The following is a 25905-nucleotide window of genomic DNA, read 5'->3' on the forward strand; positions in this document are numbered from 1 at the left end:
AGGGGAGATCGCTGATGCCGCAGGGACAGCCGAGTGTGGTGCCCGCCGACGGGTTGACGACCCGGCAGCGGCGGCACCGGCCACTGCTCGTGGTCCACACCGGACAGATGAAGGGGAAGTCGACGGCCGCGTTCGGGTTGGCGCTGCGGGCCTGGACGGCCGGCCTGCCGATCGGCGTGTTCCAGTTCGTCAAGAGCGCCAAGTGGCGGGTGGGGGAGGAGAACGCCTTCCGGGCCCTCGGCGAGGTGCATGAGCGTACCGGCCAGGGCGCACCGGTGGCCTGGCACAAGATGGGTGAGGGCTGGTCCTGGATCCAGCGCGGCGGCGACGCCGACCACGCCGCCGACGCCCTGGAGGGGTGGCGGCAGATCCAGCGTGACCTGGCCGCCGAACGCTACGGGTTGTACGTGCTGGACGAGTTCACCTACCCGATGAAGTGGGGCTGGGTGGACGTGGACGAGGTGGTCGCCACGCTGGCCGACCGGCCCGGCTTTCAACACGTCGTCATCACCGGTCGCGACGCCGACCCGCGCCTGGTCGCCGCCGCCGACCTGGTGGCCGAGCTGACCAAGGTCAAGCACCCGATGGACGCCGGCCAGAAGGGCCAGAAGGGCATCGAGTGGTGAGTGCCAGCACCGAACCGTGGTCGCTGCCCCGGGTGGTCGTCGCCGCGCCGGCCAGCGGCCACGGCAAGACGACGATCGCCACCGGGTTGCTCGCCGCGCTGCGCCGACGCGGCCTGACGGTCAGCCCGCACAAGGTCGGCCCGGACTACATCGACCCCGGCTACCACGCCCTCGCCGCCGGCCGGGCCGGTCGCAACCTGGACCCGTTCCTGGTCTCCGCGGAGCGGATCGCCGGTCTGCTGCGGCACGGTGCGAGCGTCCCCACGCCCGCCGACGTCGCAGTGGTGGAGGGCGTCATGGGTCTGCACGACGGTGCGGTCGGCCGTCGCGACTTCGCGTCCACCGCCCACGTCGCCCGGCTGATCGACGCGCCCGTGCTGCTGGTGCTGGACACCACCGCGCAGGGCCGTTCCGCCGCCGCGCTGACGCTGGGCATGGCCGCGTTCGATCCGGCCGTACGGATCGGCGGGGTGATCCTCAACCGGGTCGGCTCGTCCCGGCACGAGACGCTGCTGCGCGACGCCCTTGCCGAGGTGGGCGTGCCGGTGCTCGGGGCCGTCACCCGGGCCGCCGAGGTGGCCGCGCCGGCCCGGCACCTCGGGTTGGTGCCGGTCGCCGAGCGGGCGCCCGAGTCCCTGGCGATCGTCGCCGCGCTCGCCGAGCTGGTCGAGGCCACAGTGGACCTGGACGCCGTGCTCACCCTGGCCCGCAGCACCGGACCGCTGACCGCCCCGGCGTGGGACCCGGTCGCCGCCGTCGGTGGGCCGGCCGACGCGGGGCGGCCACGGATCGCGCTCGCCGGGGGTCCGGCCTTCACCTTCTCGTACGCGGAGACCACCGAACTGCTCACCGCCGCCGGCGCGGACGTGGTCACCGTCGACCCGCTACGTGACCCGGCACTGCCCACCGGCACCCGTGCGGTGGTGATCGGGGGCGGCTTCCCCGAGGCGTACGCGGAGGCGCTGGCCGGGAACGCCGCGCTGCGCGCCGAGCTGGCCGACTTCGACGGGCCGATCGTGGCCGAGTGCGCCGGGCTGCTCTACCTCGGGCGGTCCCTGGACGGCGTACCGATGTGCGGCCGACTGGACCTGACCGCCCGGATGACCGGCCGCCTCACCCTCGGCTACCGCGAGGCGGTGGCGGTCACCGACTCCCCGGTGGCAGTGGCCGGCGAGCCCGTACGCGGACACGAGTTCCACCGCACCACCACCGACCCGGGGCACGGCGACCGGCCGGCGTGGCGGTGGGACGACACCGCGCACGGCTTCGTCGCCGGACGGGTGCACGCCTCCTACCTGCACACCCACTGGGCCGGTCACCCCGAGGCGGCCCGCCGGCTGGTCGAGGCCTGCCGATGACCGCCACGCTGACCGGGGTCGGCGTCGGCCCCGGCGACCCGGAACTGCTCACCGTCAAGGCCGTGCGGGTGCTGCGCGAGGCCGACGTGGTCTTCGTACCCGTGATGGCGGACCGACCTGAACCGGACACCGGGCGGGCCGAGACGACGGTGCGGGACCACGTCCCGGCGGACCGGCTGCGGCGGCTGCCGTTCGCCCTGGACGACCGGGGCGGGGTGACCGCCCGCCGGGCGGCGGCCTGGGACGACGCGGCCCGCACTGTCGTCGAGGCAGTCGACGCCGGCGCGCTGTCGGTGGCCTTCGCCACCATCGGTGATCCCAACGTCTACTCCACCTTCGGCTACCTGGCGCAGAGCGTGCGGGCCCTGCGCCCGGCTGTGCGGGTGGCGACCGTCCCAGGCGTCACCGCGATGCAGGAGTTGGCCTCCCGCAGCGGCATCCCGCTCTGTGAGGGACGTGAACCGCTGACCCTGCTGCCGGCCACCGCCGGATCGGCGCTGTTCGTCGACGCCCTCGCCGGGCCGGGCACCGTCGTCGTCTACAAGGGCTGGCGGCGGCACCCGGAGCTGCTCGCCGAGCTGCGCCGACAGGGCCGCCTCGCCGACGCGGTCCTCGGGCGCAGCCTCGGGCTGCCCGGCGAACGGGTCGGCCCGGTCGACGCCACCGGGCACGACCTGCCGTACCTGTCGACGCTGCTGGTCCCGGCCCGCCGCGACCACCGAGGAGGAAAACTGTGACTAGCGACGGCACAGTGTGGTTCGTCGGCGCCGGCCCGGGTGCCGCCGACCTGCTGACCCTGCGGGCCGCCCGGGTGATCGCCGAGGCGGACATCGTGATCTGGGCGGCCAGCCTGGTGCACGCCGACGTGCTCGGCCACGCCCGCCCCGACGCGGAGATCGTCGACTCGTCGCAGCTGCCCATCGAGGGCGTGCTGCCGCTCTACCAGCGGGCCGCCGAGCAGGGGCTGACGGTGGCCCGGATCCACTCCGGCGACCCGGCGCTGTGGGGCGCGGTGCAGGAGCAACTGGACCTGTGTCGAGGGCTCGGCCTTTCCGTCGAGATCGTGCCCGGGGTGTCGTCGTTCACCGCCGTCGCGGCGATCGTCGGGCGGGAGCTGACAGTGCCCGAGGTGGCCCAGTCGGTGATCCTCACCCGCCTCGAAGGCGGCAAGACCCCGATGCCGCCCGGCGAGCGGGTCCGCGACTTCGCCCGGCACGGCACCACCATGGCGCTGTTCCTCTCCGCTGCCCGCTCCGGTCAGGTGCAGGCCGAGCTGCTGGCCGGCGGCTACCCGGAGGACACCCCGGCCGTGGTGGCGTACCAGGCGACCTGGCCCGACGAGCTGGTGGTGCGCTGCACTGTCGGCACCCTGGAGGCCACCGTCAAGCAGCACAAGCTGTGGAAGCACACCCTGTTCCTGGTCGGGCCGGCCCTCGCCGCCGAGGGCACCCGTTCGCACCTGTACCACCCCGGCCACTTCCACGGCTTCCGCCGGGCGGAGCCGGCCGCCCGCGCCGAGCTACGCCGCCAGGTCACCGGTCGCCCCGGGGGAACAGGCACACCATGACGTACCCGGAGCCGCCGCTGCGCGAGCCGGACCTGCCGCGTACCGCGAAGGTCCGGCCCACCGCGCTGCGTACCGGCTGGACCACCGGCGCGTGCGCGACGGCGGCGGCCAAGGCGGCAGTCACCGCGCTGGTCACCGGGGAGATCCAGCCGGACGTGGAGATCGGGCTGCCCGCCGGACGGCGGGTGCGCTTCCCGGTCGAACGCTGCGAGGTGACCGGCAACCCACCGGTGCGCGCCGAGGCGGTCGTCGTCAAGGACGCCGGGGACGACCCGGACGTCACCCACGGCGCGGAGCTGACCGCCACGGTGGGCTGGACCGACGTGCCCGGTCTGCGGCTCGCCGGCGGCGTCGGCGTCGGCACTGTCACCAAGCCCGGCCTCGGCCTCGCGGTCGGCGGCCCGGCGATCAACGACACCCCCCGCCGTATGATCGGCGAGGCGGTGGCCGAGGTGGTCGACCTCGCCGAGGTCGGCGTACGCGTGGTGATCAGCGTGCCCCGGGGCGAGATCATGGCCCGCAAGACCACCAACCGGCGGCTCGGCATCCTCGGCGGCATCTCGATCCTCGGCACCACCGGGATCGTCCGCCCCTTCTCCACAGCGTCCTGGCGGGCCAGTGTCGTGCAGGCCGTGCACGTGATGGCCGCCCAAGGGGAGCGGACGGTGGTGCTCTGCACCGGTGGGCGTACCGAGCGGGCTGCCCGCGCGCTCCTGCCCGACCTGCCCGAGGTCTGCTTCGTCGAGGTCGGTGACTTCACCGGTGCCGCGGTGACCGCCGCCGTGGGCGACGCGATGACCGGGGTGGTCTTCGTCGGCATGGCCGGCAAGCTGGCCAAACTCGCCGCCGGTGTGCTGATGACCCACTACACCCGCTCCAAGGTGGACCTCTCACTGCTCGGCGCGGTGACCGCCGAGGCCGGCGGTGACGAGGCCCTCGTCGCCGCCGTGACCGAGGCCAACACCGGGCGGCACGCGTACGAGCTGTGGGAGGCCGCCGGGCTGCTCGAACCTGCCGGCGACGCGCTCTGCCAGCGGGTCCGCCAGGTGTTGCGACGCTTCGCCGGGCCGACGGTCACCGTGGACGTGGCGATGGTCGACTTCGCCGGTGCGCGCGTCGTCGCCTCGTCCGGCCGGTGGCCCCGATGACCCGGATGGAGCCGGCGACCCCGATGGATCCGGGGGTCGGCGTGACAGTGGTCGGCCTCGACGCGGCGGGCGCTCCGCCGCACCCCGCGCTCGCGCCGGTGCTGGCCACCGCCGGGCTGGTCGTCGGGGCCGCGCGGCACCTGGCAGCGGTGCCCGTACCGGCCGGCGCGGACACCGTCACCCTCGGGCCGCTCGCCCCCGCCCTGCACTGCCTCGCCGACGCCGTCGCCGCCCGGGTACCGGCCGTCGTGCTGGCCAGCGGCGACCCGGGCCTGTTCGGCATCGTCCGGCGGCTGCGCGCCGCAGGGCTGCCGCTGCGGGTGGTGCCGGCGGTGTCCAGTGTGGCTGCCGCCTTCGCCCGTGCCGGCCTGCCCTGGGACGGCGCCGCCGTGGTCACCGCGCACGGCCGTGACCTCCGACCGGCGCTGAACGCCTGCCGGGCGCTGCCACTGGTCGCGGTGCTCACCGCGCCCGGCGCCGGGGCGGCCGAGCTGGGCGCGGGCCTGATCGGCTGGCCCCGTCGCCTGCTGGTCGCCGAGCACCTGGGCACCGACGCCGAACGGATCCACGACGTGACCCCCGTGCAGGCCGCCACCGGGACCTGGGCCGACCCGCACGTGGTCCTCAGCCGCACCGACGCTGAGCCCGCCGTGCTCGCCGACGCTGCTTCACCCCAGGCGTCTGCCGACGCCGTACCCGATCCGGTCACCGCCGGCGGGATGCGCGTCGACAACCAGCCGGCCGCCGCGCCGGCCGGTGGGTGGGCGCTGCCGGAGATCCGGTACGCCCACCGCGACTCCATGATCACCAAGTCGGAGGTGCGTGCCCTCGTCGTCGCCCGGCTGCGCCCCCGGCTGGGCCGGCTGGTGTGGGACGTCGGCGCGGGCAGCGGCTCGGTCGGCATCGAGTGCGCCCTGCTCGGCGCGGCCGTGCTCGCCGTCGAGCAGGACCCCGAGGCCGGCGCCACCATCCGGGCCAACGCCACAGCGCACGCGGTCACCGTCCGGCTCGTCACGGGGCGAGCCCCGGAGGCGCTGGCCGGGTTACCCGAGCCGGACGCCGTCTTCGTCGGCGGTGGCGGCGCGGACGTCCTCGCCGCCGTGGTGGGCCGCCGGCCCGAACGGGTGGTGCTGACCCTGGCCGCCCTGGACCGGGTCGCACCGGCGGTGGGTCTGCTGCGCGCCGCCGGTTACACGGTCGAGGGCAGCCAGCTGTCCGCCGCCCGCCTCGCCGACCTGCCCGGCGGGTCGATCCGACTCGCGGCCACCAACCCGGTGGTCGTCCTCACCGGGGAGCGCCAGTGCCCGACCTGACAGTGACCACCCGCATCGGACTGGTGGCCGCCACCACCGCCGGCCGCCGGCACGCCGACACCGTGGCCGCCGCATGGCCGCACGCCCGGCTGGTCGAGGGGGGCACCGTGGCCGACGCGCTGCGGTCCGCCTGGGCCGGCTGTGACGCGGTGGTCGCGTTCCTGGCCACCGGAGCGGTGGTACGGATCCTCGCGCCGCTGCTCGGCGACAAGCACAGCGATCCAGCCGTGGTGGTCGTCGACGAGGCGGCCCGGCACGCCGTGGCGCTGCTCGGCGGGCACGCCGGCGGCGGCAACGACCTCGCCGAGCAGGTGGGCGCACTGCTGGACGCCCGACCGGTGATCACCACCGCCACCGACGCCGTCGGTCTGCCCGGGCTGGACACCCTGGGCTGGCCGGTGCAGGGCGCGGTCGCCGCGGTGTCCCGGGCCATCCTGGACGGCGAGCCCGTCCAGCTGATCGCCGACGCCGACTGGCCGCTGCCCGCCCTGCCACCGAACGTCCAGCCCCGGGCCGACACCCATGGGGACGCCAACACCGACGGGGACACCGCCGGCGGCGGGTACCGGCTGCTGGTCACCGACCGGGTGGTGCCGCTCGACGAACGGACCGCCGTCCTGCGGCCACCGTCGCTGGTCGCCGGGGTGGGCGCGAGTCGGGGCGTACCCGCCGAGGAGGTGGCCGAGCTGCTGCACCGGGTGCTGGCCGAGGCCGGGCTGCACCCGGCGAGCCTGCGGTGCCTGGCCAGCGCCGACGTCAAGGCCGACGAGGCAGGCATCCGCAGCACCGCCGACGTGCTCGGCGTACCCCTGGTGACCTGGCCGGCGACGCGCCTGGCGGCGATCGACGTGCCGCACCCCAGCGAGGTGGTCCGCGCCGCCGTCGGCACACCGAGCGTCGCGGAGGCCGCGGCCCTGCTCGGCGCGGACGGCCGGGCCGAGCACGCCACGCTGCTGGTCGGCAAGACCGCGACGGCGATGGCCACCGTCGCGGTGGCCCGGCACGTCCCGCGCGGCCGGCTGGCCGTCGTCGGCCTCGGACCGGGCGCGCCCGACCTGCGCACCCCCCGCGCGGTGGCCGAGCTGCGCCGCGCCGCCGTGGTGGTCGGCCTGGACCAGTACCTCGACCAGGTCCGCGACGTGTTCCGCCCCGGCACTCGGGTCCTGTCCAGCGGGCTGGGCGCGGAGGAGGCGCGGGCCCGCGCCGCCGTCGCCGAGGCCGCCGCCGGCCGGGCGGTCGCGCTGGTCGGGTCCGGCGACGCCGGGGTGTACGCGATGGCCAGCCCTGCCCTGGAGTACGCCGACGAGCGGATCGACGTGGTGGGCGTGCCCGGGGTGACCGCCGCCCTCGCCGCCGGCGCGTTGCTCGGCGCGCCGCTCGGCCACGACCACGCCTACGTGAGCCTCTCCGACCTGCACACCCCGTGGGAGGTCATCGAGCGACGGGTGACCGCCGCCGCCGAGGGTGACTTCGTGACGGTGTTCTACAACCCGCGCAGCCGGGCCCGGGACTGGCAGCTCGGCAAGGCGCTCGGCATCCTCGCCGCGCACCGGCCACTGGACACCCCGGTCGGTGTGGTGCGCAACGCCAGCCGCCCCGGCGAGCAGGTGCACCTGGCGACAGTGGCCACCCTCGACCCGGCGGTGGTCGACATGTACAGCGTCGTCGTGGTCGGCAACAGCGACACCAGGCTGGTCGCCGGCCGGATGGTCACACCACGGGGGTACCGATGGCGGTCGTGACGATCGACGCGTGCCAGGGCTGCGGCGCATGCCTGCTCACCTGCCCCACCCACGCCATCCGACCCGTCCCCGGCGGCCTCACGGTCCGCGCCGACCGTTGCACCGGCTGCCTGGAATGCCTGGAGATCTGCCCCGTCGACGCGATCAGCGTCGCCGCGTCCGACCCTTCCGAAGGAGCCCGATGAGCCGGGTCGTGCACCCGATCGAGGTCGAGTCGTACCGCATCCTGCGCGAGCGCGTCGACCTGTCGCACCTGCCTCCGCTGACCCGGGCGGTGACCGAGCGGGTGGTGCACGCCAGCGCCGACCTCGCGTACGTCGACGAGCTTGTCTGCGACGAGGCCGCCCTCGAATCTGGCCTGGCCGCGCTACGCGCCGGAGCGCCGGTGGTCACCGACGTGGCGATGGTCGCCGCCGGCATCACCCGAGCCGGCCTGGAACTGGTCTGCCCGGTCGCCGAGCCGGCCGCCGCCGAGCTGGGCCGGTCGGCCGGGATCACCCGCTCGGCGGCGGCCGTGCGGATCGCCCTGGACCGGGTCGGCCCCGGCGCGGTCTGGGTGGTCGGCTGCGCGCCGACAGCACTTGTCGAACTACTCACACTGGACGCCGCTCCGGCGCTGGTCGTCGGCCTTCCGGTCGGTTTCGTGGGCGCCGCCGAGTCGAAGGCGGCGCTCCGGGCCAGTGGCCTGCCCGGGGTCTCCAACGTGGGCGAGAAGGGTGGTTCGGCGGTCGCCGCCGCCGCCCTCAACGCCCTGCTCTACGTCGAGGAGAAGTCATGACCGGATTGGTCATCGTCGGGCACGGTACGCGCAGCACGGCCGGGGTCGACCAGTTCGCCGCGCTCGTCGAGCGGGTCCGCCGTCGCGGCGACATCGGGGACGTCGAGGGTGGCTTCATCGAGCTGTCCCGCCCACCGCTGACCGACGCGGTCGGCGCGCTCGTCGCGCGCGGGCACCGCGCGCTGGTGGCCCTGCCGCTGGTACTCACCGGCGCTGGACACGGCAAGGGCGATATCCCCGCCGCGATGGCCCGGGAGCAGGAACGCCACCCCGGGTTGACCTACCGCTACGGCCGCCCGCTCGGCCCGCACCCGCTGCTGCACACCGCCCTCGAAGAACGCATCGACGCCGCGCTGGCGGGTGCCGACCGGGCCGGCACGTGGGTCGCGTTGATCGGGCGGGGGTCCACCGACCCGGACGCCAACGCCGAGGTCGCCAAGGTCGCCCGTCTGCTCTGGGAGGGACGCGGCTACGCCGGTGTCGAGCCGGGGTTCATCTCCCTCGCCCAGCCGTCGGTCCCGGCGGTGCTGGAACGGCTGCGCCGCCTCGGCGCACGGCGGATCGTCGTCGCACCGTACTTCCTGTTCGCCGGGGTGCTGCCGGACCGCATCGTCGCCCAGTCGGCCGAGTTCGCCGCCGCCCACAGCGACCTCGACGTGCGGGTGGCCGAGGTGATCGGCGACTGCGACGCCCTCGCCGACCTGGTACGGGAGCGCTACGCCGAGGCGCTGGGCGGCGACATCCGGATGAACTGCGACACCTGCGCGTACCGGGTGTTGATGCCCGGCTTCGCCGACAAGGTCGGTCGCCCGCAACGCCCGCACGACCACCCCGACGACCCGGTCGGTCACCACCATCACCACGGGCACGACCACCACCACCATGACCACCACGGGCACGAGCACGGGGCGGTCGCTGTGGTCGGCGGCGGGCCGGGGCCCGACGACCTGATCACGGTACGCGGGAGGGCACTGCTCGACGCGGCGGACGTCGTGGTGGTCGACCGGTTGGCCCCGCAGGGGCTGCTCGCCGGGCTGCGCCCCGACGTGCTGGTGGTCGATGCCGCCAAGGTGCCCCGTGGTCCGTCGATGGCACAGGAGGCCATCAACGCGGCGCTGGTGTCGCACGCCAAGGCCGGCCGCCAGGTGGTACGCCTCAAGGGCGGTGACCCGTACGTCTTCGGGCGCGGTCACGAGGAGGTGCAGGCCTGCGAGGCGGCCGGGGTGCCGGTGACGGTCGTGCCCGGGGTGAGCAGCGCGATCGCCGCTCCGGCCCTCGCCGGTGTGCCGGTCACCCACCGGGGGGTGGCGCACGACCTCACCGTCGTGTCCGGACACCTGCCGCCCGGGCACCCCGACTCGCTCGTGGACTGGGCGGCGCTGGCCCGCGCCCGGGGCACCGTCGTCCTGCTGATGGCCGTCGACACCATCGCCAAGATCGCGGCTGCGCTGATCGAGCACGGCCGCGCCCCGGAGACCCCGGTGCTCGCCGTCCAGGACGCCGGGCTACCCGACCAACTGTCGGTGCCCGCCCGGCTGGACGAGATCGGTGCCGTCGCCGCCCGGGAGGGCGTCGGCCCGCCCGCCGTCTTCGTCCTCGGCCCGGTGGTCGCCCTCACCACCACCGGGCCGACGGGATGACGACTACTCGCTGCGGGCGGTCTCCGGGCCGGTGATGCGTTCCAGCAGCGGCAGTGTGGAGGCGATGACACCCAGGCAGGCGGCCAGCCCGACGACGACGATCACGTAGAAGCGTGGCTCCGGCGCGATCAGCGTGTAGCCCATCTGTGCCCGCAGGAACAGGTGGGCGGCGAGGAGGCCCATCCCGATGGCGACGGCGGCGACGGCGAGCATCGGCACGGCGCTCTCCAACGCCACCACCCGGCGCAGGACCCGCACCGGCGCGCCGCTGAGACGCAGCAGGCTGAACGGGCGTCGGCGTTCGGTGAGACCGCCGATGACGCTGACCGCGAGACTGCACCCGCCGAGCGCCAGGCTGGCGATGATGATCACGTTCGCCAGTTGTTCCCAGCCGCGCAGCGTGTTCGCGAAGTCCGACTCGAAGTCGCCGGGAACGTTCGGCCCCACCCAGAACGTCGGGAAGGCGACCTCCAGCACGGTGCGGGTGCGCTCGATGGCGGCGGCGGAGCCGTCCGTGCCGACGACAATCGACACCACCGGCAGCCGCTGGAGTTCGTCGAGGGTGAGCGACGCGGCGGGCCAGACCGTCGCGGACGACGCCGACTCCCGCCAGCGGCTGAGCCCCATCGGCACCTCGATGACGCTCGCCCCCTCGCTGCACCGGCCGTACGTGCTCGGCAGGTCGGCGCACGCGATCACTCCGGTCTCGCCGCCGTTCATGAGGTTCGGGTTCTCGCGGATGGCGGTCGCGGACCGCACACCGGTGATCGCGTGCAGGTCGGTGAAGAGCGTGTCGGGCACCGACGCTGCCTTCTCGTCGAAGACCGTGGTCACCGTGCCCGCGTCGGTCGAGCCGACCGGGGCCGGACCACGGTTGGCGACGATCGTGGTGATCACGCCGACGGCCACGCTCGTCACGAAGAGCGCGAGCATGATGCCGCTGATCGCCCGGAAGCCGGCCTTCGGGTTGTCGGCGAGGCGTCGCGCGGCGATGAGCGTGGCCGGACGGTTGGCGTACCGGGCCATCACCCGCGCGCCGACCATCGTCAACCATGGGCCGGCGAAGACCAGGCCGGCCATGATGAGCAGCAACCCGGGCAGGAACACCGCCGTCTGGCCGTCGGACGTCTCGGGCCGGAAGCCGAGCGCGAAGACAAGCACGGCGACGCCGAGCAGGGCCGGGATCAGCCGGTACGCGCGCGGTGCCCCGGGGGTGACCCGACGGGTGACGCCCAGCGGCGAGATCCGTACGCGGCGCAGCGAGACCTGGGCCGCCACCGCCGCGCCGGCCGGTACGCCGAGGGCGACGAGCAGGACGTCCAGCAGGCCCAGGGACATGTCACTGGGGAAGAACGGCATGCCGGTGAACGGGATGCCGGCGAGTGGCCCCCGGAACGCGTAGAACAGGCCGAAGCCCACGGCGGTGCCGACGACGGCCGCGGCGGTCGCCTCCACGGCGGCGACGGTGGAGATCTGTCGGGGCGTCGCGCCGACCAGGCGCATGGCGGCGAATCGTTGCTCCCGCCGAGCGGCGCTGAGCCGGGTGGCCGTGCCGATGAAGATCAGCACCGGGAACAGCAGCCCGCCGGCGATCACGCCCAGGATGAGGTTCACAGTGGTCTCGGGGAGTGCGGGAGTGTCGCCGACGCTGCCGACCTGCCGGGCGTTGGGCAGCTTGCCGACGTCCTCCGGGGTGCCGCCCACGATGGCGAGCAGGGTGTCCGGTGAGGTCAGCCCGGCCGGGCCGACGGCACCGAGGTCACGGCCCGGGTAGCGGTCGTTGAGCTGGTCGGCCGGGTGCGCGGTGAACAGTTCCCGCAGCGCGGGTGAGGCGTAGAACTCTCCGGGGCCGGGAGTGCTCGGGATGCCGGCCGGGGTGTCCGCGTTCGGCCCGGTCGCCGCGACGTCGATACGGATGATCTGTGTGCCGTGGAAGTAGTCGTCCCGGGTCGACCACCACAGCGGGTCGACGTCGCCAGCCGTCGAGGCGTTGGGGTAGATCGACGCGTACCGGGTGAGCTGGGAGTTGACCGCGTTGACCCCGGCCAGTGTGGTCAGCAGCAGTCCACTGCCGATCGCGACGGCGGCGGCGATGACGATCAGGCGGGTGAGCGCCTCACGGCCGCCGGCCACGGCGAGGCGGAGCCCGAAGCCGATCATGAGGCGATCCGGTCCGGCGCGTTCACGCGCCCGTCGCGGACCATGACCTCGCGGTCGGCGTACGCGGCGATCCTGGCCTCGTGGGTCACCAGGATGACGGTGGTGCCCTGTTCGCGGGCGACGCCGACCAACAGGTCCATGACCTGCTCGCCGGTGAGCGAGTCGAGCGCTCCGGTCGGTTCGTCGGCAAAGAGCACCCGCGGCTCGGCGACCAGGCCCCGGGCCAGGGCGACCCGTTGCGCCTGCCCACCGGACAGCTCACCCGAACGCCGCTGCTCCAGGCCGTCCAGGCCGAGGCGCGCGAACCAGGCACTCGCCTTCGGCAGCGCCTGCTTCCGGTGTACGCCGCTGAGCAGGAGCGGCAGGGCGACGTTCTCCACGGCGGTGAGCTCGGGGACGAGCTGACCGAACTGGAACACGAAACCGAACCGGTCCCGGCGCAGGCTGCTGCGTTCGGTCTCGGTCATGGAGTGCACCGAGGCCCCGTCGAAGAGGATCTCGCCGGCGTCGGGGACCAGGATGCCGGCCAGGCAGTGCAACAGGGTGGACTTGCCCGAGCCGCTGGGGCCCATCACGGCGAGGATCTCGCCCGCCTCCACGGCCACGCTGGCGCCGCGCAGGGCGGGGGTCTGGCCGAAGGAGAACTCCACGGTGCGCGCTTCGATGACGACGCTCACGGCCGCACCTCTTTCCGCAGGGCGTCCAGCCGGGCGCCGGTCATCTCGATCCATCGGAGATCCGCCTCCAGGTGGTAGAGGCCGTGGTCGGCGAGCAGCGCGTCGACCAGGCTGCCGGCGCGCTTGATCTCGGTGAGCTCACGCATCCGGTGCAGGTGCGCGCTGCGCTGGGTGTCGAGGTATTCGGCGGCCGGACGGTCGAGCATCAGCGCGAGCACGACCTTGGCGAAGAGCACCGTCTGCAGGTGCGGTTCCGGGTCGACCGGCTGGGTCAGCCACTGCTCGACTTCGGTCGCGCCGACGTCGGTGATGATGTAGCGCTTGCGGTCGGGGCCGGCGCCGGGGGCGACGTCGCTGATCACCACCTTGCCGTCCCGGGCCAGTCGGCTGAGGGTGGAGTAGACCTGGCCGAACGGCAGCGGCTTGCCGCGCCCGAAGAAGGCGTCGTAGTCGCGTTTCAGGTCGTACCCGTGGCTGGGCTCTCGTTCGAGGAGGCCGAGGAGGGTCAGTGGCACGCTCATGCCAGGAGACTACACCGAGGGTATACCTCGCGTATATACCCTCAGGGCATTGTCGCTCGGCTCCTGGTCAGGGGAGCGATGGCTGGGTCAGTTCGTCAGGGCGCGGGCTACGGCATAGCCGGCGGTGGCGGCAACGAGCCCGGCAGCGACGCTGCCCAGCACGTAGGCGATCGCGAGGAGCCGGTTGCCGCCCCGGACGAGTCGTAGCGTCTCGTAGCTGAAGGTGGAGTAGGTGGTCAGCGCGCCGCAGAACCCGGTGCCGAGCGCCGCGGTGACAGCCGGGCCGACCGGCCACCCGACGAGCGCGCCGAGCAACAGCGACCCGATCACGTTGACGGTCAGCGTGCCCCAAGGGAACGCCGAGTCGTGCCGGGACTGCACGGCCCGGTCGGTGAGGTAGCGCAACGGAGCGCCGACGGCCGCGCCCAGGGCGATGAGCAGGACGGTCATCAGGCCGCCCTCCGTCGCAGCACCCGGGTGGTCACGGCGTCGCCCAGACCCACCGCGGCGAGCGCCCCGAGCAGCGTCGCGGCCAGGTAGACCAGCGCGGTGCCCGGAGCGCCAGCGACCAGCGCCTGCTGGATGTCGACCGTGTAGGTGGAGAACGTGGTGAACCCGCCGAGCACTCCGACCCCGAGGAACGGGCGAGCCAGGGGATGCCCGCCGTCGAGGCGTCCGAGCACCGCCATCAGCGCGCCGATCAGGAGACAGCCGGACGTGTTGATGCCGAAGGTCGCCCACGGAAACCCCGTGGGGGAGTGCGGTGCGGCGTGCTGCAGGCCGGCCCGGGCCAGCGCGCCGAGCACCCCGCCGACCGCGATGGCGGCCAGGACCGTCGCGGGGTGCGCGGTCAGCTCAACCCGGTCGGCGGGGACCCGGAGGTCGACGTCGGGGTCGGTACGCGGGTCCAGCGGCTCTGCCACGGGTCCCCAGCGTAGTGCCGCCACCTGCGGCCCGAGTGCGCTGCCGCCACCTGCGGCCCGAGTGCGCTGCCGCCACCTGCGGCCCGGCTGCGCTGCCGCCACCTGCGGCGTCGGCGCGCTGCGCCCCGACGGTGGTGTCAGCGAACTGCTGCGACGGCGGCGTCCGGGCCGCCCCGCCACACCGTGCCGACCTCGCTGAACCCGGCGGCGGTGAGCGCGGCGAGGTGCCAGGAGACCGGCGGGTTCCACTCCGGGCTGTGCCCGGTCGGGTAGATGTCCTGTCGCTGGCGCACCAACGGGGACAGCGCCGGATCCGCGCCGGCCCGATCCCACCAGTCCGACCAGGACAGCATCGTGCCGGCCGCGTACCGGGCGTTGCGCCGGTTCCGGGCCCGGTCCATCAGCCGCTTGGTCAGCTCCGGCAGGCCGTCGTCCGGCATGTGGTCGGCGTTGACGAAGACACCGCCCGGTCGCAGCACGTCGCGCAGCTCGGCGTAGAGCTGACCGAGTCGGTCGGCTGGCACCCAGTGCAGAGCGGTGGCGGTGAGCACGGCGTCGTACTCGCGGTGGGGGAGCGCGGAGCGCCAGTCCGGGGTGCCGAGGTCGGCCGTGACGATGGTGGCCCGGTCACCCAGTGAGGCGCGGGCGATGGCGAGCAGTGCCGGGTCGAGGTCCAGCAGTGTCGCCTCCGCGTCGGGGAAGCGCGCCAGTGTCCGCAGCGAGATGCTGCCGGTGCCACCGGCCAGGTCGAGCACGCGCGGTGGCTGACCGTCGAGGATCGCGTCGACGGTGTCGAGCATGGCGGTGAACCGGTGTTCCCGGTCCGGCATGAACGCCTCCTGCTGGCGGTCCCAGCTCTCCTGCCACGCCCACGGATCCGTGATGTAAGGACTCATGGAAGGAAGGCTAGTTACGTCGCATCGGCGTTGTCCAGACCTTGTTGCACATAACTTGCAATTGCGAGATGATGGCGGGGCGATGATCAGGATGACGCCGGGTCGGGCATCCGCCCGGCCCGGCGTACTCCTGTCGGCGGCTCAGGCCGCCGTTTCGACCAGGTCCGCTCCGGCCGTCGTCGGCTCGCTGCGGCGGGCCAGGCGCAGCGCCCCGAGGAGGACGCCCAGCCCGGCCAGTGTGAGCGCGGCGCCGGCCCAGATCGGCGAGGTGTAGCCGAGTCCGGCGGCGATCGTCACCCCGCCGATCCAGGCGCCCAGCGCGTTGCCGAGGTTGAACGCGGCGATGTTCGCGCCGGACGCCAGGGTCGGTGCCTGGTGCGCGTAGTGCATGATCCGCATCTGCAACGGCGGCACCGTGGCGAAGCCGAACCCGCCCATCAGCACCAGCGAGACGATGGTCAACACCGGGCTGGTGGCGGTCAGCGCGAAACCGACGAGCACGACGGTGAGCACCGCCAGGACGGTGACCAGGGTGCGCGACAGGGACCGGTCGGCTGCCCGGCCGCCGAGCAGGTTGCCGGCGAAGAGTCCCACTCCGAAGAGGACGAGCAGCCACGGCACCGTGCTGCTGGCGAAGCCGCTGACCGCGGTCAGCGTGTAGGCGATGTAGGTGAACGCGCCGAACATCCCGCCGAAGCCCAGGACCGTGATCACCAGGGAGAGCCAGACCTGCGAATGGGTGAAGGCGCGCAGTTCGCCGCGTAGCCCGGCGGCCGGACGATCGGCGCTGGCGGTGTCGCGAGCCGGGATGAGCAGGGCCAGCCCGATCAGCGCGACGACGCCGATCGCGGTGATCGCCCAGAACGTCGACCGCCAGCCGAAGTGCTGCCCCAGGAAGGTGCCGAAGGGGACGCCGAGGACGTTAGCGATGGTCAGGCCGGCGAACATCATGGCGATGGCGCCCGCCCGGCGGGCCGGTGCGACCAGGCCGGCAGCCACTACGGCGCCGATGCCGAAGAACGCGCCGTGGCAGAGGGCGGCGACGATCCGGCCGGCCATCATCACGGCGTAGTCGCCGGCGAGGGCGGAGAGCAGATTGCCGATGATGAAGAGCACCATCAGGCCGAGCAGCACCGGCTTGCGGGGCAGCCGGGTGACCGCCGCGGTGAGGGCGACCCCGCCGACGGCCACGCTGAGCGCGTAGCCGGAGATCAGCCAGCCGGCCACCGGCTCGGTGACCGCGAAGTCGGCGGCCACCTCGGGCAGTAGGCCCATGATCACGAATTCGGTGAGTCCGATGCCGAAGGCGCCGATGGCCAGCGCGATCAGGCCAGGCGGCAGGGACTGTTGGCGTACGGACATGGTCTTCCCATCGGGGAGGGGTCAGATGGACGGCGCGTGCAACTACCCGCGTCAGCAACGAAATACTTGCACGCGCTTTATATCGGCGCAAGCGTGGTAGCCTGGGGCCCGTCCAGATCACACCCGAGGAGGGGCCGGCATGGGCATCGCCGACGACGCCGTCGAGATCCGCGCGCAGGGTTGGCGCACCCTCGCCGCCCTGCACGGGCTGATCGAGGCCTCCCTGGAGCGGGCGTTGCAGGCCGGTCACGAGCTGTCCGTCGTCGAATACACGGTCCTCGACGCACTCTCGCGTCAGCACGGTTGGCACATGCGGGTGAGTCAGCTCGCCCGCGCCGCCGCCCTGTCCGGCAGCGCCACCACCCGCCTGGTCACCCGCCTGGAGCAACGCGGTCTGCTCACCCGCATCCTCTGCGCCGACGACCGGCGCGGCATCTACACCGAGCTGACCCCGGCCGGCTCCGAGCTGCTCGGCCAGGCCCGGCCCACGCACGACCGGGTGCTCGGCGACGCGCTCGCCGAAGCGGAGGCCACCCCCGAGCTGGCCCCGCTGGTCGACGCCCTGCACCGGCTGCCCGCCGCCCGCTGACCGCCGCGTCAGCCTGGCGGGCGGAGGTCGCCGCGGACGCGGCTGAGCGGGCCGGCGCGACGCTCGCCGAGCTGGTGAAGAACACCATCGGGGTGAGCGTTGCCGTCGACGTCCTCGCCCCGGACGCGGTGGAGCGGTCGACGGGCAAGATGCGCCGCGTCGTCGACCAACGACCGGCGGCCCGCTGACCGCTGGCCACCCCGGTGGGCCGGTGCTGTCCCCTGTAGAACTGCCCCGGACGTGGGGCGGCTGCTCTGATCCGTCCGGACCGGGGTTTCGGGGGCCCGCCCCGACGTCGGTGGAGACATAGGATGCGACCCATGCGCGTGCTGGTGGTCTCCGCCCCGCTCGTCGGGCACGTCTTCCCGCTGGTGCCGCTCGCGGTCGCGCTGCGCGACGCCGGCCACGACGTGCTGCTGGCCACCGGCGGCGGTGGTCTGACCGCCGCCGACGCCGGGCTGGCCGTCCACGACATCGCACCGAGCTTCGACTTCGGGCGGATCGCGCTGCGCGTCTTCCCCCGCCACCCGCTGATCGCCCGCGCCGAAATGGCCGGCACCGCCGGCACCCGGGGCGCCGGCCTGCTCTTCGGCGCGCTCAACGACCAGCTCACCGACCCGGTGGTAGCACTGGCCGCCCGCTGGCGGCCGGACCTGGTGCTGCACGAGCCGTTCGCGGTCGCCGGCGCGGTGGCCGCCGCGCGCCTCGACGTGCCGGCCGTACGCCAGGAGAACGCCCTCTTCGACGGCCGCGACCTGGTCCGCGCGACCACCGCCCGGCTCGGCGCCGCACTGCGCCGGCACGGTCTGACCGAACTGCCGCCACCTGCCGCCGCCCTCGCCGTGGCCCCTCCCAGCGTCGCCACCCAGGCCGGGTGGCCGATGCGGTACGACTCCTACATCGGCGGCGGCGAGCTGCCGGCCTGGCTGCGCGAGCCGGGCGAGCGTCAGCGGATCCTGGTCACCCGCAGCACCCTGACCGGCCCGGGCGACCGGGGGCCGATGCCCGCCGTGGTGGCCGCCGCCGCTCAGGTGGACGCCGAGATCGTGCTGGTCCGACCGGACGAGCGGTCGACCCGTTCGCTGCCCGGCAACGTGCGGGTGGTCGACTGGATCCCGCTGGACGCGGCGATGCCGGCGAGCGCTGCGCTGGTCCACCACGGTGGGGCGGGCAGCGTCTTCGGCGCCCTCGTCGCAGGTCTGCCCCAGCTCGCCACCGTCGGTCCGGGGGACCGGCGGCACAACGCCGAGCTGGTCGCCCGTCGCGGCGCCGGTCTGGCGCTGCGCCCCCGGGACATCACCGCCCAGGCGCTGACCCGCCTGCTCACCGACGACGCGCTGCGCACCGCCGCCGGTCAGGTGAGCCGGGAGATCGCCGCGATGCCGCCGCCGACCGACCTCGTCGCGCGACTGGCGGCGTTGGTCTGACCGCTGCCCCGCGTGGCCAGCCCGGGCGTGTGCTTGGCGGCGTTGGTCTGACCTCCGCCCCGCGTGGCCACCCTTGGTACGCGGCCGGTTGCGGCAGGATGACGTGATGCGACACGTCGTGCTGTTCCACTCCGTGTACGGGCTGCGGCCCGCCGTACGCGCCGCCGCCGACCGGTTGCGCGCCGCCGGGCACCAGGTCAGCACCCCTGACCTGTACGGCGTTCCGGCCGTCGACACCGTCGAGGAGGGCTTCGCGCTGCTCGACAAGGTCGGTCAGGAGGTGGTGCTCGACCGGGCCCGGCACGCGCTGAACGACCTGCCACCCGAGACGGTTCTCGCCGGCTTCTCGATGGGCGCCGGCGTGGCCGGGGCGCTGCTGGCCGAGCGACCCGACGCGGGCGGGCTGCTCCTGCTGCACGGCACCGGCGGTGCGCCGGACGCGGTCCGGCCCGGGTTGCCGGTGCAGCTGCACCTCGCCCACCCCGACCCGTACGACACTCCGGACGAGGTCGACGAGTGGCAGCAGGCGATGACCGACGCCGGCGCCGACCTGACGGTCTTCCGTTACCCCGGCGTGGGTCACCTGTTCACCGACCCGGAAGCCGGCGAGTACTCCCCGGACGCCAGCACGGCGACCTGGCCCAGGGTGCTGGCCTTCCTGGCAGCCTAGTGAGCATCAAGGCCCGCGGAGCAGCACGACCGTCGATGGTTGCCGCGCCTGCCTAGCCTGAGGACAGGCTCCCCTCCTCGAAGGGCACAGGCGTGAACGAGACGGTCCTGAACGTCATCGGTCTGATGCTGGTCGCGATATCGCTGTGCTTCTCCGCGCTGCAGACCCGAGAGGTGGCGAGGCAGAGCCGGATCAACAACGGCATCGGCTCGGCCAGCGCGCTCGTCGAGGTCAACAACCTCATCCGTTCCTGGCACGAACGCCTGCTCCAGGACCCGTCGGCGCGGCCGTACTTCTTCGACGGGAAGCCTTGCGCGCCGGACGACGCGGAGCGGCCGAAGGTGTTGATCTTCGCGGAACTCCTCGGCGACGTGCTCGAGTGCAATCTTCAGATGGCCTCGCTGCTGCCCGCCTTCGACTTCGCCCACTCGTGGCATCACTGGCCGGCCGAGATGCTGCGGCAGAGCCCGATCCTCGACGAGGTGGTGGCGAGTCACCCCGAGTGGTGGCCGACGCTCCACCTGCTCCAGCAGCAGATTCGCGCCGGCGTACCGCAGGCCCATCCCCTCCTGCGCACGCCCACATCCCGGTGGCGGCCGTCGCGCTCCCGTGCCGGGGCAGGCGGCCGTCTGGACCGCGACGCCCTCGCCGGGACGGCCGTCCCGGTGGGCGACGAGGCCGCGATCCCGCCGCAACGATGAGGCCCGGGGCCGGGCTCCCGCGCGATGTGCGACAGCGCCGCCCTCACGGGGTACCCGAGCCCGGCAGGCCCGACGTCGGGTCGGATCGTCGGGCCTGTCGGGTCGGTTGTCGGCCTCGCTCAGCGGGCCCCGGCGCCGATGCGCGGGGGAGTGGCGGTGCCGTGCACCCGCTTGGCGTGGCTGGCGAACAGTCGGGGTCCGATGATCGGCATGAGCAGCCGGGCCGGCAGCGGGGCGTGCGCCAGCACCGCCTTGATCACCTCGGGGTCGCCCTCGTACATGGCCAGGCCGAAGGCCAGTGGCAGCTGCTTCTTCGGGGACTTGCTCATCCCGTGCTCGCCGAGCTGCATCCACTCCGCGGCCGTGACGTGCCGTTCCGCCAGGGGCAGGATCTCGGCCTCCTCCATGGCCATGTGCTCGATCAGCGCCACGCGGAGGTGCTCGAACGCGTCAGCGAGCTGGTCACCGCCGCGACCGGTACGACGCCAGGCGGGCAGCAGGGCGACCGCTGCCCCGTGGGCCTCCTCGATGGCGTGGTGTTGCTTCTCCATGGTGGGCACGATGGCCGCGGCCGCCTCCCCGCCGCGCTCGACGAGCCGCGGCCACAGCAGCAGATCCTCGCCCTCGTGGTGCAGGTGCAGCATGTGGCAGAGCAGCTCGGCGTGGGCGCCGACGGTCTCCGCTCGCTTGGCGTCACCTGGTGTGACGTCGCGGACGAGCTGCGGCAGCAGGCTGAACTCGCGACGGAACGTCGTGTGGGCCATGTACATGTCGCGCACGTCCGCCATGGCTTCGCGGTGGTTCTGGTTCACGGTGACCTTTCCGAGGATCAACTGGCACAGATCTGTTGATCATTCTCGGTGCCACTTGGAACCGGCTTGGAATCCACCAACCGCGACGGTCAGCCGGCCAGCGCCGCCGTGGCCGCGGCCAGCCAGTGCGGCGACTCCCACCGGCGGGCCACCCCGGCCGCCAGCGTGAAGTGCCGCGTCGCCTCCTCGGTGCGTCCCAGCAGCTGGAACAGTTCCCCGAGCGTCAACGCGACCGGGCGCACCACGGCCGCGGTGGTGGCGAAACCGGCCAGTTGGTCGCGTACCGGCAGCAGGGCGTCGATCACCTGTGGGGCGAGGTCCCGTCGACCCAGTGCCACGATGACCATCCCGCGCACGCTGAGCAGCGCCGACTCGAAGTAGTCGGGGCGGTACGTGTGCCGCCCGAGCGGCATGGCGCGTGCCTCGTCCACCCGTCCGCTCCCGATCAGCGCCAGCGCCAGCAGGTCGTCCACGATCGGCCCCAACGACTCGCGTACCCGCCGGGTGGCCTCCACGTGCTCGCCGATGCGTCCCTGGCTGATCAGCAGGGTCGCCACGGAGAAGTAGTGGAAGGCCTCGGCGTGCAGCGAACCCTGCCGCCGCATCTGCACGGCGACCTCGTCGTAGTGCCGTCGCGCCGCGACGAAGTCACCGGCGACGTGGGCGAGGGCGCCCAGGGCACACAGGTGGATCACCTGCGCCTCGTTGAGCTGGTACGTCCCGGCCAGCCGGCCGTGTCGGGCGACGCTGGCGCGGAGCTCGTCCGGCTCGTTGAGCGCCGCGGCGCAGTGGCCGAGCACCTGTTCGGCGACCGAGCGATAGGTCACCAGCCCGTGGTCGTCGGCGAGGTCACGCAGCTCCAGGGCCAGTTCCCGACGGTGCGTCGCGTCGCGTTCGTAGCTCATGGTGCGGACCCGCGCGGCCAGCCCGAGGGCGCGCAGTTCGGGATCGCCCAGTCGCCGCGACAACGCCAGAGCCTCCCGCCCGGACGCCGCGCCCCGAGGGTCCGCCTCGCCGTCCAGTTCGGTGGCCAGCGCGTCGAGCAGTCGGCAGCGGGCGACCGGGTCCAGATCGTCGGTACGCAGGAGTCGGGTGAGCAACTCCACGATCCGGTGGTCCACCACGCCGTACGCGTGCGTCAACCACGGTGTCGGGACGGTCCACGCGGTGAAGGCCGCGACCAGCAGATCGTCCCGACCGGACGCGGCGGCGACGTCGATCGCCCGGGCGCGGGTCGCCCGGGCGGCGGCCACCGCACCGGCCCGAGCCTGGGCCCGCAACAACCGGCCGAGCAGGTCGACCCGCAGCGCGTCCCGATCCCCGGCGACCGTCGCGGCGGCGTCGAGCGCGTTGCCGAGCACCTCGATGGCGGTGTCGTACGCGTACCGCCGCTCGGCCAGCTCGGCGGCGCGGATGGCGTAGTCGACGGCGAGCGGAGCGGTGTCGGCCGACGCGGCGCGGGCGTAGTGGTAGGCCAGCGACGGGTAGTCAGCGGGTGCCAGTCGGCGGGTGGCGTCCGCGACCCGGGCGTGCAGGCGGGTCCGGCGCAGGTGGGACAGGTCGGTGTAGATGGTGTCGCGGACCAGGCCGTGCACGAAGCGCACCCGACCGGGGACCGGTTCGGTGAGCAGGCCGGCGGTCAGTCCGACCTCCACGGCTTCGAGGGTGGACGCCTCGTCGACGTCGGCGGCGTCGACAAGTGTCGGTAGGTCCGCCTCCCGCCCGAGCGTGGCGGCGAGACGCAGCACCGAGATCGCCGACGACGGCAGGCGGGCGAGTCGGCGGCGCAACACGTCGCGTACCCCCTCCGGCACGTCGGAGGTGGCGACGAGCGTGCCCTCGGCGGCGAGCAGCCGCGCCGACTCCCGGACGTAGAACGGGTTCCCGCCGGTGCGTTCGGTCAGCGCGGCGACCGTGTCCGAGTCGAGGGTGGTCCGGGCCAGCGCGCCGAGCAGCCGTTCGACCTCGGCCGTGGCCAGGCCCCCCAACTGGATCCGGTGGGGTGAGCGACGAGCCAGGACGGCCATCGTGTCGGCGAGCCGCTCGCGGTTGTCAGTGGGCCGCATCGCCGCGACGAACAGCACGGCGCCGGTGGTCAGCTCGGTGACGCTGTTCAGCAGGAGCAGCGTTTCGGCGTCGGCGGCGTGCAGGTCGTCGAGGACGACAGCTACCGGCCTGCGGACCGCTGTCGCGTCCAACCACGCTCCGACGGCGCGGTGCAACCGGAACCGGCCGGCGGCGACGTCACCACCCGACTCGCCGTCGCTACCGCCGAGCAGCGGGGCGAGCGCCGACGCGAAACCCCCCGGCGGCGTCTCCTCGGCGAGCTGCCGCAGCGCCTCGACCCACGGCCAGGCCGGCGGCGCGCCCTCGACCTCCGGGCAGCGGCCGACGGCGACCAGCCAGCCGCGCGAGCTGAGTTCCTCCCGGAACCGGCTGAGCACCGTCGTCTTGCCCGCGCCGGCCTCGCCGCTGACGATCGCGACACGCGGCCCGCTCGTCACGCACTCGGCGGCCGCCTGCCCGAGAGCCGCCAGTTCGGCCTCCCGTCCGACGAACACCTCCTCGGTCGCCGGTGGCGGGGCGACGATCCGTGCCGCCGTCGCGACCACCGGCGGAAGCAGGTCGAGACGCTGGGCCAGGATCGCGGATTCCAGCTCGACCAGGGCCGGGCCCGGATCCAGACCGAGCTGGTCGGCCAGCGTCGCCCGGGCCCGACGCAGCGCCGCGAGGGCGTCGCCCTGCCGGCCGGTACGCCACAACGCCAGCGCCAGCAGCCGCCAACTCTCCTCCCGCAGCGGTGCCTGCCGGGTCAGCACCTCCGCCTCCGGCACCGCCTCGGCCGCGTCGCCACCGCGCACTGTCACGTCGAGCAGCAGCTCCCGGGCGGCGAGGCGCAGCTCTTCCAACCGCAGCACCTCCGGCTGCGCCCACGGTTCCTCGACGAACTCGGCGTACGCGGGCCCGCGCCACAGGTCGAGTCCGGTGACCAGCAGCCGGCGTGCCCGGCCCGGGTCGGCGGCGTTGACAGCGCGTGCGTCGGCGAGCAGCGCCTCGAACCGACTGGCGTCGACGGCGTCGGTGGGCACCCGGATCGCGTAGCCGGGTGGGGCGGTGACCAGGACCCGCGCCGGCGCCCGGCGTTCGCGGGCCGGTTCCAACAGGCGGCGCAGGTGCGAGACGTACGCCTGCAGGGAGGCGATCGCCCGTGGCGGGGGGTCACCCCGCCACAGATCCTCGATCATCCGACCGACGGAGACGACCTCGCCTCGGGCCGCCAGCAGCAGCGCGAGCACGGCGCGTTGGCGGGGGCCACCGAGGTCGACCGGTCCGCCTGTGTCGACCTCGACCTCGAGCGGCCCGAGCACCCGTAGCAGCATGACTGGGCCGATCCTAGTCGCCCGCGTACGGGCTCACCGGCTGCCGGTGGACAACGGACGACCAGCTCACCGGGGGCCTGCGCGGTGTCGCGTCGGTGCGCGGGCCGTCCGGAACGTGCCTCCTTCGATATCCTGACGCCGACATCATGATCGCCGTCGACGGGGTGGGGCGATGACGACGACTGCCTACGACGAGTACGTACGGTCGCACTGGTCCGGGCGGGCTGCCGCGTACGACCGCAGCCTCGCCGCGCTCTGCGCCCATCCGGCGCCATCGTTGTTGGACGCCGTGGACGTCGGTGCGGGCACCCGCGTGCTCGACGCCGGCACCGGTTCCGGCACCGTGGCAGCGTTGGCGAGCGCTCGTGGCGCGGTCGTCGTCGCCGTCGACGCCGAGCCGAGCATGGTGGAGTTGACGCGCCGCCGTGTCCCGTCGGCCGAGGAGGTGCGACTCGCGGCCCTGCCCCGCCTTCCGTTGACCTCCGGATCCTTCGACGCAGCCGTGGCGAACTTCGTGATCAACCACGTGGGTGATCCGCGTGCGGCGGTCGACGAGCTCCGACGGGTCGTCTGGCCGGCCGGTCGGATCGCGGTGACGATCTGGCCCGACCCGCCGCCCGAGGCGCAGAGCCTGTGGGGGAGGGTCTTCGACGCCGCCGGGGTCGACCGTCCGACCGCGCCGACGGTGGACGTGGACAGGGACTTCCCCCGTACCCCGGATGGCCTCGGCGGGTTGCTCGACGCCGCGGGTCTCGCCGACGTGCGGTGCGAGACGATCACCTGGGCGCATCGCACCGACCCCGAGGCGTGGTGGAGCGGCCCCGCCAATGGCATCAGCAAGCCCGGCCTGGTGCTGGTCGCCCAACCTCCGGACGTGCTGGCCCGCATCCGGGCCGTGTACGACGAGGTGACCGCGTCCTACCGGGACGCGGACGGCCTGCTCGCGCTGCCCACGGCGGCACTGCTGGCCTCGGCGACCGTACCCCTGGCACCGCCCGGCTGACCTCGGTCCGGCGGGGATGGGGCCCGGCGTCGACAATGTGCGGCATGGAATTCCTGTGCTACCACCGTGACCGGCCCGGCTCGGGCGCGTTACGCGACGAGTTGTTGGCCGAGCACTGGTCCTACATGGACCGGTTCGCGACGGAGATGATCGCTCGCGGCCCGACTCTGTCCGGTGACACCGCCACCGGCAGCGTGCACATCGTCGATCTGCCCGACTCGGCCGCCGCGCGGGCGTTCGCCTTCGACGAGCCCAACTACCAGGCCGGCGTCTACCGGGATGTGCTGGTGCGCCGGTGGCGCAACACGCTGGGCCGCACGATGTGGGACTTCCCGGGCGGTCGGACCGGCGGTGACAGGTACCTGGTGCTCGGTCTCGGGGAGGGGCAGGCCGTCGACCTGGCCGTGCCACCCGACCCGGACGAGCTGATCGCGTACGGGCCGCTGCTGTCCGACGATGGCGGCACGTGGCTGGGCACCGCCGCGCTACTCCGGGCGTCGTCCCGGGACGCGGCCCGCGCCATCCTGACCGTGGACCGGTACGCCGACGTCGAGGTGCACGACTGGCAGTTCGGTGGGCGACCGACCTGACCTCGCTCCCGCCGACTAGCGC

At 73.9% G+C, this 25905-nt stretch carries 26 protein-coding genes; 17 read left to right on the plus strand and 9 right to left on the minus strand.

Translation table 11 applies throughout. The annotated features are described in order from the left end of the window. The first annotated feature begins 14 nt into the window (after nucleotides 1-14). The 10 genes from cobO to cobA are packed head-to-tail and all read left to right on the plus strand — an operon-like array spanning nucleotide 15 to nucleotide 10172. On the plus strand, nucleotides 15-626 hold the full coding sequence (cobO, locus tag FHU34_RS16330; protein ID WP_145781404.1) for a cob(I)yrinic acid a,c-diamide adenosyltransferase: 612 nt from the start codon (nucleotides 15-17) through the stop codon (nucleotides 624-626). Further along, the gene (locus FHU34_RS16335) at nucleotides 623-1984 is read left to right on the plus strand and encodes a cobyrinic acid a,c-diamide synthase CobB (RefSeq protein ID WP_425280530.1); all 1362 of its coding nucleotides are present in this window, start codon (nucleotides 623-625) and stop codon (nucleotides 1982-1984) included. Before cobO ends, FHU34_RS16335 begins: the two co-directional genes overlap by 4 nt. After that, a complete protein-coding gene (gene cobI / locus FHU34_RS16340) occupies nucleotides 1981-2721 on the plus strand; it encodes a precorrin-2 C(20)-methyltransferase (protein ID WP_145781409.1) in 741 nt (246 codons plus the stop codon). Before FHU34_RS16335 ends, cobI begins: the two co-directional genes overlap by 4 nt. Then, nucleotides 2718-3551, plus strand: a complete 834-nt coding sequence (gene cobM / locus FHU34_RS16345; protein ID WP_145781411.1) for a precorrin-4 C(11)-methyltransferase — start codon at nucleotides 2718-2720, stop codon at nucleotides 3549-3551. The genes cobI and cobM overlap by 4 nt, the downstream gene beginning before the upstream one ends. Continuing rightward, nucleotides 3548-4699, plus strand: a complete 1152-nt coding sequence (locus FHU34_RS16350) for a cobalt-precorrin-5B (C(1))-methyltransferase (RefSeq protein ID WP_145781413.1) — start codon at nucleotides 3548-3550, stop codon at nucleotides 4697-4699. Before cobM ends, FHU34_RS16350 begins: the two co-directional genes overlap by 4 nt. Next, nucleotides 4696-6012 (plus strand): precorrin-6y C5,15-methyltransferase (decarboxylating) subunit CbiE, encoded by a 1317-nt coding sequence (cbiE, locus tag FHU34_RS16355; protein WP_145781416.1) that lies wholly within the window; start codon nucleotides 4696-4698, stop codon nucleotides 6010-6012. The genes FHU34_RS16350 and cbiE overlap by 4 nt, the downstream gene beginning before the upstream one ends. After that, nucleotides 6000-7754 (plus strand): precorrin-3B C(17)-methyltransferase, encoded by a 1755-nt coding sequence (gene cobJ / locus FHU34_RS16360; RefSeq protein WP_145781419.1) that lies wholly within the window; start codon nucleotides 6000-6002, stop codon nucleotides 7752-7754. The genes cbiE and cobJ overlap by 13 nt, the downstream gene beginning before the upstream one ends. Beyond that, complete coding sequence (locus tag FHU34_RS16365) at nucleotides 7742-7939, plus strand: DUF362 domain-containing protein (protein ID WP_145781421.1); 198 nt, start codon at nucleotides 7742-7744, stop codon at nucleotides 7937-7939. The genes cobJ and FHU34_RS16365 overlap by 13 nt, the downstream gene beginning before the upstream one ends. Next, on the plus strand, nucleotides 7936-8532 hold the full coding sequence (locus tag FHU34_RS16370; RefSeq protein ID WP_145781424.1) for a precorrin-8X methylmutase: 597 nt from the start codon (nucleotides 7936-7938) through the stop codon (nucleotides 8530-8532). Before FHU34_RS16365 ends, FHU34_RS16370 begins: the two co-directional genes overlap by 4 nt. Beyond that, entirely contained in the window at nucleotides 8529-10172 is a 1644-nt protein-coding gene (gene cobA, locus FHU34_RS16375; RefSeq protein ID WP_145781426.1) for a uroporphyrinogen-III C-methyltransferase, read from the plus strand. Before FHU34_RS16370 ends, cobA begins: the two co-directional genes overlap by 4 nt. A gap of 3 nt (nucleotides 10173-10175) precedes the next feature. On the opposite strand, the gene FHU34_RS16380 is transcribed toward cobA, so the two are convergent. The 7 genes from FHU34_RS16380 to FHU34_RS16410 form a co-directional block, all read right to left on the minus strand. Then, nucleotides 10176-12332 carry an ABC transporter permease gene (locus tag FHU34_RS16380; RefSeq protein ID WP_145781429.1) on the minus strand — a complete coding sequence of 719 codons (2157 nt, stop codon included), beginning with the start codon at nucleotides 12330-12332 and terminating at the stop codon, nucleotides 10176-10178. Next, nucleotides 12329-13009 carry an ABC transporter ATP-binding protein gene (locus FHU34_RS16385; protein WP_145781432.1) on the minus strand — a complete coding sequence of 227 codons (681 nt, stop codon included), beginning with the start codon at nucleotides 13007-13009 and terminating at the stop codon, nucleotides 12329-12331. Before FHU34_RS16385 ends, FHU34_RS16380 begins: the two co-directional genes overlap by 4 nt. Next, a complete protein-coding gene (locus FHU34_RS16390) occupies nucleotides 13006-13530 on the minus strand; it encodes a PadR family transcriptional regulator (protein WP_145781434.1) in 525 nt (174 codons plus the stop codon). Before FHU34_RS16390 ends, FHU34_RS16385 begins: the two co-directional genes overlap by 4 nt. Before the next feature lie 87 nt (nucleotides 13531-13617). After that, entirely contained in the window at nucleotides 13618-13980 is a 363-nt protein-coding gene (crcB, locus tag FHU34_RS16395; protein WP_145781436.1) for a fluoride efflux transporter CrcB, read from the minus strand. Further along, complete coding sequence (locus FHU34_RS16400) at nucleotides 13980-14453, minus strand: fluoride efflux transporter FluC (protein ID WP_145781439.1); 474 nt, start codon at nucleotides 14451-14453, stop codon at nucleotides 13980-13982. The genes crcB and FHU34_RS16400 overlap by 1 nt, the downstream gene beginning before the upstream one ends. Nucleotides 14454-14590: 137 nt before the next feature. Then, nucleotides 14591-15349 (minus strand): class I SAM-dependent methyltransferase, encoded by a 759-nt coding sequence (locus FHU34_RS16405; protein WP_145781442.1) that lies wholly within the window; start codon nucleotides 15347-15349, stop codon nucleotides 14591-14593. A gap of 141 nt (nucleotides 15350-15490) precedes the next feature. Beyond that, nucleotides 15491-16711 carry an MFS transporter gene (locus FHU34_RS16410; RefSeq protein ID WP_244311701.1) on the minus strand — a complete coding sequence of 407 codons (1221 nt, stop codon included), beginning with the start codon at nucleotides 16709-16711 and terminating at the stop codon, nucleotides 15491-15493. Between the two features lie 139 nt (nucleotides 16712-16850). Between FHU34_RS16410 and FHU34_RS16415 the strand changes: the two genes are divergently transcribed. The 5 genes from FHU34_RS16415 (at nucleotide 16851) to FHU34_RS16435 (ending at nucleotide 20098) form a co-directional block, all read left to right on the plus strand. Further along, a complete protein-coding gene (locus FHU34_RS16415) occupies nucleotides 16851-17300 on the plus strand; it encodes a MarR family winged helix-turn-helix transcriptional regulator (protein ID WP_145781445.1) in 450 nt (149 codons plus the stop codon). After that, nucleotides 17297-17488, plus strand: a complete 192-nt coding sequence (locus FHU34_RS34035; protein WP_280116513.1) for an acyl-CoA synthetase family protein — start codon at nucleotides 17297-17299, stop codon at nucleotides 17486-17488. Before FHU34_RS16415 ends, FHU34_RS34035 begins: the two co-directional genes overlap by 4 nt. Before the next feature lie 132 nt (nucleotides 17489-17620). Beyond that, entirely contained in the window at nucleotides 17621-18727 is a 1107-nt protein-coding gene (locus FHU34_RS16425) for a nucleotide disphospho-sugar-binding domain-containing protein (protein WP_145781447.1), read from the plus strand. Between the two features lie 106 nt (nucleotides 18728-18833). After that, nucleotides 18834-19397 carry a dienelactone hydrolase family protein gene (locus FHU34_RS16430; protein ID WP_145781449.1) on the plus strand — a complete coding sequence of 188 codons (564 nt, stop codon included), beginning with the start codon at nucleotides 18834-18836 and terminating at the stop codon, nucleotides 19395-19397. Nucleotides 19398-19489: 92 nt separating this feature from the next. After that, nucleotides 19490-20098 (plus strand): hypothetical protein, encoded by a 609-nt coding sequence (locus FHU34_RS16435; RefSeq protein WP_145781452.1) that lies wholly within the window; start codon nucleotides 19490-19492, stop codon nucleotides 20096-20098. 119 nt (nucleotides 20099-20217) lie between these two features. On the opposite strand, the gene FHU34_RS16440 is transcribed toward FHU34_RS16435, so the two are convergent. Further along, nucleotides 20218-20910, minus strand: coding sequence for a hemerythrin domain-containing protein (locus FHU34_RS16440; RefSeq protein ID WP_145781454.1), 693 nt, complete (start codon nucleotides 20908-20910; stop codon nucleotides 20218-20220). Between the two features lie 89 nt (nucleotides 20911-20999). Beyond that, the gene (locus tag FHU34_RS16445) at nucleotides 21000-24290 is read right to left on the minus strand and encodes an ATP-binding protein (RefSeq protein WP_208745013.1); all 3291 of its coding nucleotides are present in this window, start codon (nucleotides 24288-24290) and stop codon (nucleotides 21000-21002) included. 172 nt (nucleotides 24291-24462) lie between these two features. Here FHU34_RS16445 and FHU34_RS16450 point away from each other — a divergent pair, with 172 nt between their 5' ends. Both FHU34_RS16450 and FHU34_RS16455 read left to right on the plus strand, forming a co-directional pair. After that, nucleotides 24463-25293 (plus strand): class I SAM-dependent methyltransferase, encoded by an 831-nt coding sequence (locus tag FHU34_RS16450; protein ID WP_145781456.1) that lies wholly within the window; start codon nucleotides 24463-24465, stop codon nucleotides 25291-25293. 44 nt (nucleotides 25294-25337) lie between these two features. After that, nucleotides 25338-25883 (plus strand): YciI family protein, encoded by a 546-nt coding sequence (locus FHU34_RS16455; protein WP_145781458.1) that lies wholly within the window; start codon nucleotides 25338-25340, stop codon nucleotides 25881-25883. Nucleotides 25884-25905: the final 22 nt, after the last annotated feature.

Source organism: Micromonospora taraxaci, assembly GCF_007830095.1.
Classification (GTDB): Bacteria; Actinomycetota; Actinomycetes; order Mycobacteriales; family Micromonosporaceae; genus Micromonospora; species Micromonospora taraxaci.

Excerpts from the sequence above, each read along its gene's own strand:
- FHU34_RS16415 (WP_145781445.1), top strand. The coding sequence starts at position 16,851 with ATGGGCATCGCCGACGACGCCGTCGAGATCCGCGCGCAGGGTTGGCGC.
- crcB (WP_145781436.1), bottom strand. The coding sequence starts at position 13,980 with ATGACCGTCCTGCTCATCGCCCTGGGCGCGGCCGTCGGCGCTCCGTTG.
- cobO (WP_145781404.1), top strand. The coding sequence starts at position 15 with ATGCCGCAGGGACAGCCGAGTGTGGTGCCCGCCGACGGGTTGACGACC.
- FHU34_RS16425 (WP_145781447.1), top strand. The coding sequence starts at position 17,621 with ATGCGCGTGCTGGTGGTCTCCGCCCCGCTCGTCGGGCACGTCTTCCCG.
- FHU34_RS16380 (WP_145781429.1), bottom strand. The coding sequence starts at position 12,332 with ATGATCGGCTTCGGGCTCCGCCTCGCCGTGGCCGGCGGCCGTGAGGCG.
- FHU34_RS16445 (WP_208745013.1), bottom strand. The coding sequence starts at position 24,290 with ATGCTGCTACGGGTGCTCGGGCCGCTCGAGGTCGAGGTCGACACAGGC.
- FHU34_RS16350 (WP_145781413.1), top strand. The coding sequence starts at position 3,548 with ATGACGTACCCGGAGCCGCCGCTGCGCGAGCCGGACCTGCCGCGTACC.
- FHU34_RS16365 (WP_145781421.1), top strand. The coding sequence starts at position 7,742 with ATGGCGGTCGTGACGATCGACGCGTGCCAGGGCTGCGGCGCATGCCTG.
- FHU34_RS16405 (WP_145781442.1), bottom strand. The coding sequence starts at position 15,349 with ATGAGTCCTTACATCACGGATCCGTGGGCGTGGCAGGAGAGCTGGGAC.
- FHU34_RS16370 (WP_145781424.1), top strand. The coding sequence starts at position 7,936 with ATGAGCCGGGTCGTGCACCCGATCGAGGTCGAGTCGTACCGCATCCTG.
- FHU34_RS16455 (WP_145781458.1), top strand. The coding sequence starts at position 25,338 with ATGGAATTCCTGTGCTACCACCGTGACCGGCCCGGCTCGGGCGCGTTA.
- FHU34_RS16430 (WP_145781449.1), top strand. The coding sequence starts at position 18,834 with ATGCGACACGTCGTGCTGTTCCACTCCGTGTACGGGCTGCGGCCCGCC.
- cobI (WP_145781409.1), top strand. The coding sequence starts at position 1,981 with ATGACCGCCACGCTGACCGGGGTCGGCGTCGGCCCCGGCGACCCGGAA.
- FHU34_RS16450 (WP_145781456.1), top strand. The coding sequence starts at position 24,463 with ATGACGACGACTGCCTACGACGAGTACGTACGGTCGCACTGGTCCGGG.
- FHU34_RS16410 (WP_244311701.1), bottom strand. The coding sequence starts at position 16,711 with ATGTCCGTACGCCAACAGTCCCTGCCGCCTGGCCTGATCGCGCTGGCC.
- cbiE (WP_145781416.1), top strand. The coding sequence starts at position 4,696 with ATGACCCGGATGGAGCCGGCGACCCCGATGGATCCGGGGGTCGGCGTG.
- cobA (WP_145781426.1), top strand. The coding sequence starts at position 8,529 with ATGACCGGATTGGTCATCGTCGGGCACGGTACGCGCAGCACGGCCGGG.
- FHU34_RS16390 (WP_145781434.1), bottom strand. The coding sequence starts at position 13,530 with ATGAGCGTGCCACTGACCCTCCTCGGCCTCCTCGAACGAGAGCCCAGC.